The 6,961-nt window shown below is 60.1% G+C and carries 3 protein-coding genes; 2 read left to right on the forward strand and 1 reads right to left on the reverse strand.

The features are described from left to right. Positions 1-128: 128 nt before the first annotated feature. Positions 129-1,067, forward strand: a complete 939-nt coding sequence (locus P406_RS16715; protein WP_003415630.1) for an aspartyl/asparaginyl beta-hydroxylase domain-containing protein — start codon at positions 129-131, stop codon at positions 1,065-1,067. Positions 1,068-1,136: 69 nt separating this feature from the next. On the opposite strand, the gene P406_RS16720 is transcribed toward P406_RS16715, so the two are convergent. Beyond that, positions 1,137-4,613 (reverse strand): hybrid sensor histidine kinase/response regulator, encoded by a 3,477-nt coding sequence (locus tag P406_RS16720; protein WP_003317424.1) that lies wholly within the window; start codon positions 4,611-4,613, stop codon positions 1,137-1,139. Between the two features lie 242 nt (positions 4,614-4,855). On the opposite strand from P406_RS16720, the gene P406_RS16725 reads away from it, so the two are divergent. Continuing rightward, a complete protein-coding gene (locus tag P406_RS16725) occupies positions 4,856-6,730 on the forward strand; it encodes an MFS transporter (protein ID WP_003415632.1) in 1,875 nt (624 codons plus the stop codon). The last annotated feature ends 231 nt before the right edge of the window (positions 6,731-6,961 follow it).

Genomic DNA, 6,961 nt, shown 5'->3' on the forward strand with positions numbered 1-6,961 from the left:
GATGGCCAGCTTACGACTCGCCGGACGATCAGCGCTGTCCGCCCGGCGCTCCAGTCATTATTCAGAATCATGCATCAGCACTGCCCGCGTGACGTTTGGCGTTATCTGCCCGCTTCAAGGAGAGCTTCATGACCCTTTCATTTGTTGCCAAGGCATCGATCCTGATGCTGTTTCTGGGCAGCACGCTGTACGTTCATTTGCGCGGTCGTGCCCGATTGCCTCTGTTGCGGCAGTTCGTCAACCATTCGGCATTGTTCGCACCGTACAACGCACTGATGTACCTGTTTTCCCGCGTGCCGTCCGAGCCGTATCTGGACCGCAGCAAATTCCCTGAACTGGACGTCCTCAAGGACAACTGGGAAACCATTCGCGACGAAGCCATGCACCTGTTCGACGAAGGCTATATTCGTGCGGCGGAGAAGAACAACGACGCCGGTTTTGGCTCGTTCTTCAAGAAGGGCTGGAAGCGCTTTTACCTGAAGTGGTACGACAAGGCCTTGCCGTCTGCCGAGGCGCTGTGCCCGAAAACTGTCGAACTGGTCAACAGCATTCCCAACGTCAAGGGCGCGATGTTCGCGCTGTTGCCGGGTGGCAGTCACCTCAATCCGCACCGCGATCCGTTTGCCGGCTCGCTGCGTTATCACCTGGGCCTGTCCACGCCCAACTCCGATGACTGCCGGATCTTCGTCGATGGCAAGGAGTACGCCTGGCGTGACGGTCAGGACGTCATGTTCGATGAGACTTACGTTCACTGGGTCAAGAACGAGACCGACCAGACCCGGGTGATTCTGTTCTGTGACATCGAGCGTCCACTGACCAACCGCTTCATGACCCGTATCAACCGCAGCGTCAGCGCGTTTTTGGGCCGCGCCACCGCCCCGCAGAATCTCGACGACGAGCGCGTCGGCGGAATCAACCAGGCGTATGCGTTCAGCAAGCGTTTCAGTGATGGCTTCAGTGGCAAGGTCAAGCAGTTCAAGCGCGCCAACCCCAAGGCTTATCGCATATTGCGCCCTGTTCTGGCAGTGGCGGTACTGACGCTGCTGGGCTACTGGTTGTTTGGTTAAGCGACAGTCCTTTCTGTTACTCCGCACTGATCCGGTTGTTCGTCGCCTCTGCGAACAACCGGCATTCCGTTACCCGTCCAGACTTACATGCCGGCTCAACAGCGCGCGCAGCGCTGCAGGCTTGACCGGCTTGGGCAGGTAATCGAGCCCTGCCGCGTGCACCTGAGCGATCAACTCCGCACGCCCATCGGCACTGATAAGCACGCCCGGCACCGGTTGACCCAGTCGGGTGCGCAGCCAGGCCATGAGTTCAGTACCGGTTTCGCCTTCATCAAGATGGTAATCCACCAGGGCAATCTGCGGCCGGACGCCATTGTTCAGCAGCGCTTCGCATTCCTGGCGATTGCGCGCGGTCCAGACCTGACAGCCCCAGCGTGACAGCAGACTGTGCATGCCGATCAGGATGCTGTCTTCGTTGTCGACACACAGCACCTGCGTACCGTTCAGTGCGGGGCGGCTGACCTCAGGCAGTGTCGCGGGGAGTGCCGCCTGGGGCGCGGCCAGCGGTACCCGGACGCTGAACACGCTGCCTTTGCCGGTCCATGAGCGCACTTGCAAAGGATGCTCGAGAATGCGGCACAAACCATCGGCAATCGCCAGCCCCAGACCCAGCCCCTTGGCCGCGTGAGTCTTGTGGCTGTCGAGGCGTTTGAATTCTTCGAAGATCACCTTGCGCTTGTCTTCGGGAATGCCCGGACCGCGGTCCCAGACTTCCAGGCTCAGGCTGTCACCGTAGCGCCTGACACCCAGCAGAATAGGGCCTTTGGCATAGCGGAAAGCGTTGGTCAAAAAGTTCTGCAGCACCCGGCGCAACAGCTTGATATCACTGTCGACGCGCAGTGAACTGCCCCTCACACGAAAACTCAGACCCTGCTCCTGGGCCAGCGCCTTGAATTCGGCACCCAGGGTGTCAAACAGCGCGCTGAGCGGGAACGGCTGACGATCCGGGGTGATCTTGCCGTTTTCGATGCGGGAAATATCCAGCAGGTCGCTGATCAGGTCTTCCGCAGAGCGCAGCGAGCTGTCCAGGTGCCGAACCAGTTGCTGGGCGTCGCTGGAAATCCCTTCCTGCTGATGTGACAGCGCAGCGGAGAACAGCCGTGCAGCGTTCAAAGGCTGCATCAGGTCATGACTCACCGCGGCCAGGAAACGGGTTTTCGATTCGTTGGCAGCTTCAGCGGTGCCCTTGGCTTCGGTCAGCGCCTGGTTGAGCTGGGACAATTCGTGGGTACGTGCGGCTACCCGTTGCTCAAGGCTTTCATTGACGCCTTTGAGGGCGTGTTCGGCAGCGCGGAACTCGGTGATGTCGGTGAAACTCATGACGAACCCGCCGCCCGGCATCGGGTTGCCAATCAGCTCGATCACCTGCCCATTGGGAAACAACCGCTCCGAGGTGTGAGCGCGGCCCTGGCGCATCCAGTGCAGACGCCGCGCAACGTGAACCTCTGCCTCGCCCGGCCCGCAGAGTCCGCGCTCGGCGTTGTAGCGGATGATGTCGGCAATCGGCCGGCCAACGCCGATCAGGCCTTCGGGGTAATTGAACAGCTCAAGGTAGCGACGATTCCAGGCCACCAGCCGCAAGGACTGGTCGACCACGCTGATGCCCTGAGTAATGTTTTCGATGGCCCCCTGCAGCAGCGCACGGTTGAACTGCAGGACTTCGGAGGCTTCGTCGGCGATGCGTACGACGTCTTCCAGCTGCATGTCGCGACCTTCGATAGCAGCCTTGACCACCGCGCGGGTCGAAGAGGTGCCGAGCACGCCGGCCAGCAGTCGCTCGGTATGCGCGATCCATTCTCCGTCGGCATTCAGGCTGGGGTTGAAACCCTTGCCCTGTCGTTGGGCGAAGCGGATGAAGCTCTGCCGCGCGCGGTCCTCACCGACAAAGCGTGCCGACAGGCTGAGCAGGTCCTCGATCTGTACCGCGAGCAGCGGGCGGCTGAAGTCGCGTCCCTGGGTTTCCTGACCGATGAAACGACCCGCCTGCCAGTGCTCGGCCACTCGCGTGCGCGACAGCATCGACACCCAGGCGAACAATGTGCAGTTGCCGGCCATCGACAGCACCACGCCCTGGGTCATCGGCGAGATAGGCAGGTCGAACGGGTTGCTGTGCAGCCATGAGAGCAGTGGGAACGTGCTCAAAGACCAGCCCATGCCATGCGCCGCCACCGGCAGCACGAGGGTGTAGAACCAGATGAAGATGCCCGCCGCCAGACCTGCAAATACACCACGCCGATTGGCCTGCTTCCAGTACAGCGCACCGAACATCGCGGGAGCCAGCTGGGTGATCGCGGCAAAGGCGATCTGGCCGATGGTCGCCAGACTGGCCGTCGACCCGAGCATCCGGTAGCTGACGTAGGCCAGCAGGAGAATCATCACAATGCTGATGCGCCTGACAGAAAGCATCCAGTGACGAAACGCTTCGAACGGCCGCTCGGTGTTTTTGCGTCTTAACAGCCATGGCAGCAGCATATCGTTGGAAATCATCGTCGACAGCGCCACGCAGGCGACGATCACCATGCCGGTTGCCGCCGATGCTCCGCCGATGAAGGCCAGCAGTGCGAGTGACGGGTGAGCGTGCGCCAGCGGCAGGCTGATCACGAACGAGTCGGGCAGCATGGAGCCGGGCAGGAGCATTTGTCCGGCCAGTGCAATCGGCACCACGAACAGCGCAGCCAGCGCCAGATAGGCTGGGAACACCCATTTGGCGAGATTCAGGTCCTGAGGCTCGATGTTCTCGACCACAGTCACGTGGAACTGGCGGGGCAGGCAGACAATCGCCATCATCGCCACGCCGGTCTGCACGAACATCGACGGCCAGTTGATCGTGTCTTTCCAGTATTCCTCGAGGCGTGGCGCCAGTTTGGCCTGATTGAACAGGTCGTCGAATCCGTCATACAGGCCGAACGTGACGAATACGCCGACCGCCATGAACGCAAACAGCTTGACCAGCGCCTCGAAAGCAATGGCCAGCACCATGCCGCGATGGTGTTCGGTGACATCCAGATTGCGTGCGCCGAAGACGATGGTGAACAGCGCGAGAATCAGCGACACCACCAGCGCGGTGTCCTGCGCGCGGGTGCCGGTGGAGTCAGCCACGGCACCGATCAGGATATTCACCCCCAGCACGATGCCTTTGAGCTGCAACGCGATGTACGGCAGCATGCCGATCAGGCAGATCAGCGCCACCATCACCGCCAGTGACTGGGACTTGCCATAGCGCGCTGCGATGAAGTCGGCAATTGAAGTGATATTTTCCTGCTTGCTGATCAGCACCATTTTTTGCAGTACCCAGGGCGCCAGTACCATCAGCACGATGGGCCCCAGATAAATCGGCAGAAACGACCACAACTGCTCGGCGGCCTGACCCACTGCGCCGAAAAACGTCCAGCTGGTGCAGTACACCGCCAGCGACAGGCTGTAGACCCAGGCACGCATGGTCGGGCGCAGCGACGCGCTGTAGCGGTCGCCGTAGAAGGCGATGGCGAACATGATGGCCATATAGGTAAGAGCAACGGCCGCAATCAGCCCGCTGGACAGCGACATATCAAATTCCACACCGTATCGATAACGCGCAGTCTCGCACGATGGCCGCGCTTCGTCTTTGTCGACCAAGGTCGAGCGTGGCGCGGTGTCGCAACTGCCGCGACAAAGCCCGAAGTGATAAAAATAGCGACACAGGTTTTGTAAAAGAAAATGTCCTATCGACATTCGGCGGCGTTACGTCTTCAATGTGCCTCGGATTGGCCGCTGCGTCAGTTCTCCCCAGCCTCTCAGGACCACGGACGATGAGCCAACAGTCACAATTCAGCCTGCTCGGGAAACGCCGTTTCCTGCCGTTTTTCATCACGCAGTCCCTCGGGGCATTCAATGACAACATCTTCAAGCAGTCGTTGATCCTTGCCATCCTTTATAAGCTGAGCATCGACGGGGATCGTTCGATCTACGTCAATCTGTGCGCCTTGCTGTTCATCCTGCCGTTCTTTCTGTTCTCGGCGCTGGCCGGGCAGTTCGGCGAGAAGTACCCCAAGGACAAGTTGATCCGGATCATCAAGTTCGGCGAGATCGTCATCATGGTGGTTGGCGCCGCAGGCTTTCTGTTCAATCATCTGGAGTTGATGCTGGCCGCGCTGTTCGCCATGGGTACGCACTCGGCGCTGTTCGGGCCGGTCAAGTATTCGATCCTGCCCCAGCACCTGCGCGAGAGCGAACTGGTCGGCGGCAACGCGCTGGTCGAGATGGGCACCTTTCTGGCGATTCTGGCCGGCACCATCAGCGCGGGTGTGATGATGTCTTCTTCGCACTATGCCTGGGTGGTGGCGGCTGCCATCGTGCTGGTCGCCTGCCTGGGGTTCCTGGCCAGCTTCGGTATCCCGCGCGCCGATGCTGCCTCGCCGGAGATGAAGCTCAACTGGAACATCTTTACCCAGTCATGGGCCACCTTGCGCATGGGACTGGGGCAGACGCCCGCGGTTTCGCGCTCGATTGTCGGCAACTCGTGGTTCTGGTTCGTGGGCGCTATCTACCTGACGCAGATCCCTGCCTATGCCAAGGAATGGATGTACGGCGACGAAACGGTCGTTACGCTGATTCTGGCCGTATTCTCGATTGGCATCGCGCTGGGCTCGTTACTCTGCGAGCGCTTGTCCGGGCATAAGGTCGAGATCGGGCTGGTGCCGTTCGGCTCGATGGGCCTGACGATTTTTGGCCTGCTGCTGTGGTGGCATTCGGGCGGTTTCCCGCAGAACGTGCAGGCCAACGACTGGCTGGCGGTGCTGTCCTCAGGGCAGGGCTGGCTGGTGCTGTTCGATATTCTGGGTATCGGCGTATTCGGTGGCTTTTACATCGTGCCGCTGTACGCCTTGATCCAGTCGCGCACGCCGCTGAAAGAGCGCTCGCGCGTCATCGCCGCCAACAACATTCTCAACGCGCTGTTCATGGTGGTCTCGGCGATTGTTTCGATCCTGCTGCTGAGCGTTGCCAAACTGTCGATTCCGCAGCTGTTTCTGGCCGTGTCGGTGATGAACATCGCGGTCAACATCTACATCTTCAAGATCGTCCCCGAGTTCACCATGCGCTTCATGATCTGGCTGCTTGGCCATTCCATGTACCGCGTCGAACACCGCAATCTGGACCGCATCCCGGACGAAGGCGCGGCGCTGCTGGTCTGCAACCATGTGTCCTTTGTCGATGCATTGCTGATTGCCGGTGCAGTGAGGCGCCCGATCCGCTTTGTCATGTACTACAAGATCTACCAGCTGCCCGTGCTCAACTTCATCTTTCGCACGGCCGGGACCATCCCCATTGCCGGGCGTAACGAAGACATGGACATCTACGAGAAGTCGTTCAAGCGCATCGCCCAGTACCTCGCGGAAGGCGAACTGGTGTGCATCTTCCCGGAAGGCAAACTGACCACCGACGGCGAAATCAACGGCTTCAAGAACGGCATGAGCCGCATCATCCAGGAAACCCCGGTACCGGTCATTCCACTGGCACTGCAAGGCCTGTGGGGCAGCTTCTTCAGCCGCGACCCGAGCAAGACCCTGTTTCGCCGCCTCTGGTCGCGCGTGGTACTGGTTGCGGGTTCGCCCATTGCCGCCGACGTGGCAACCCCCGTGGACGTGCGCGAAGAAGTGAAAGCGCTGAGAGGGAAAGTGCAGTAGCGTCTGCGCTCCGTACGACTGACGTGCCAATCACTTCGGATTGGCACGATAGTCATCAGTCTCCGAGCTGTGCCTTTAGCCAAATTGCTCTAAAGTGCTTTTCAACCGCGATGGCACAGACGACGCAGAAGATCGGAAGAGCGTCGTGTAGGGAAAGAGTGTAGATCTCGGTGGTCGCCGTATCATTAAAAAAAAAACAATGCGGCCACTCAGATCCTGGTCGCACCCTTC

It is taken from the genome of Pseudomonas syringae pv. coryli str. NCPPB 4273, from assembly GCF_000972175.1.
GTDB lineage: Bacteria > Pseudomonadota > Gammaproteobacteria > Pseudomonadales > Pseudomonadaceae > Aquipseudomonas > Aquipseudomonas syringae.

Bases quoted from the DNA above. Each gene is read 5' to 3' on its own strand.
- P406_RS16715 (WP_003415630.1), top strand. From the start codon at position 129: ATGACCCTTTCATTTGTTGCCAAGGCATCGATCCTGATGCTGTTTCTG.
- P406_RS16720 (WP_003317424.1), bottom strand. From the start codon at position 4,613: ATGTCGCTGTCCAGCGGGCTGATTGCGGCCGTTGCTCTTACCTATATG.
- P406_RS16725 (WP_003415632.1), top strand. From the start codon at position 4,856: ATGAGCCAACAGTCACAATTCAGCCTGCTCGGGAAACGCCGTTTCCTG.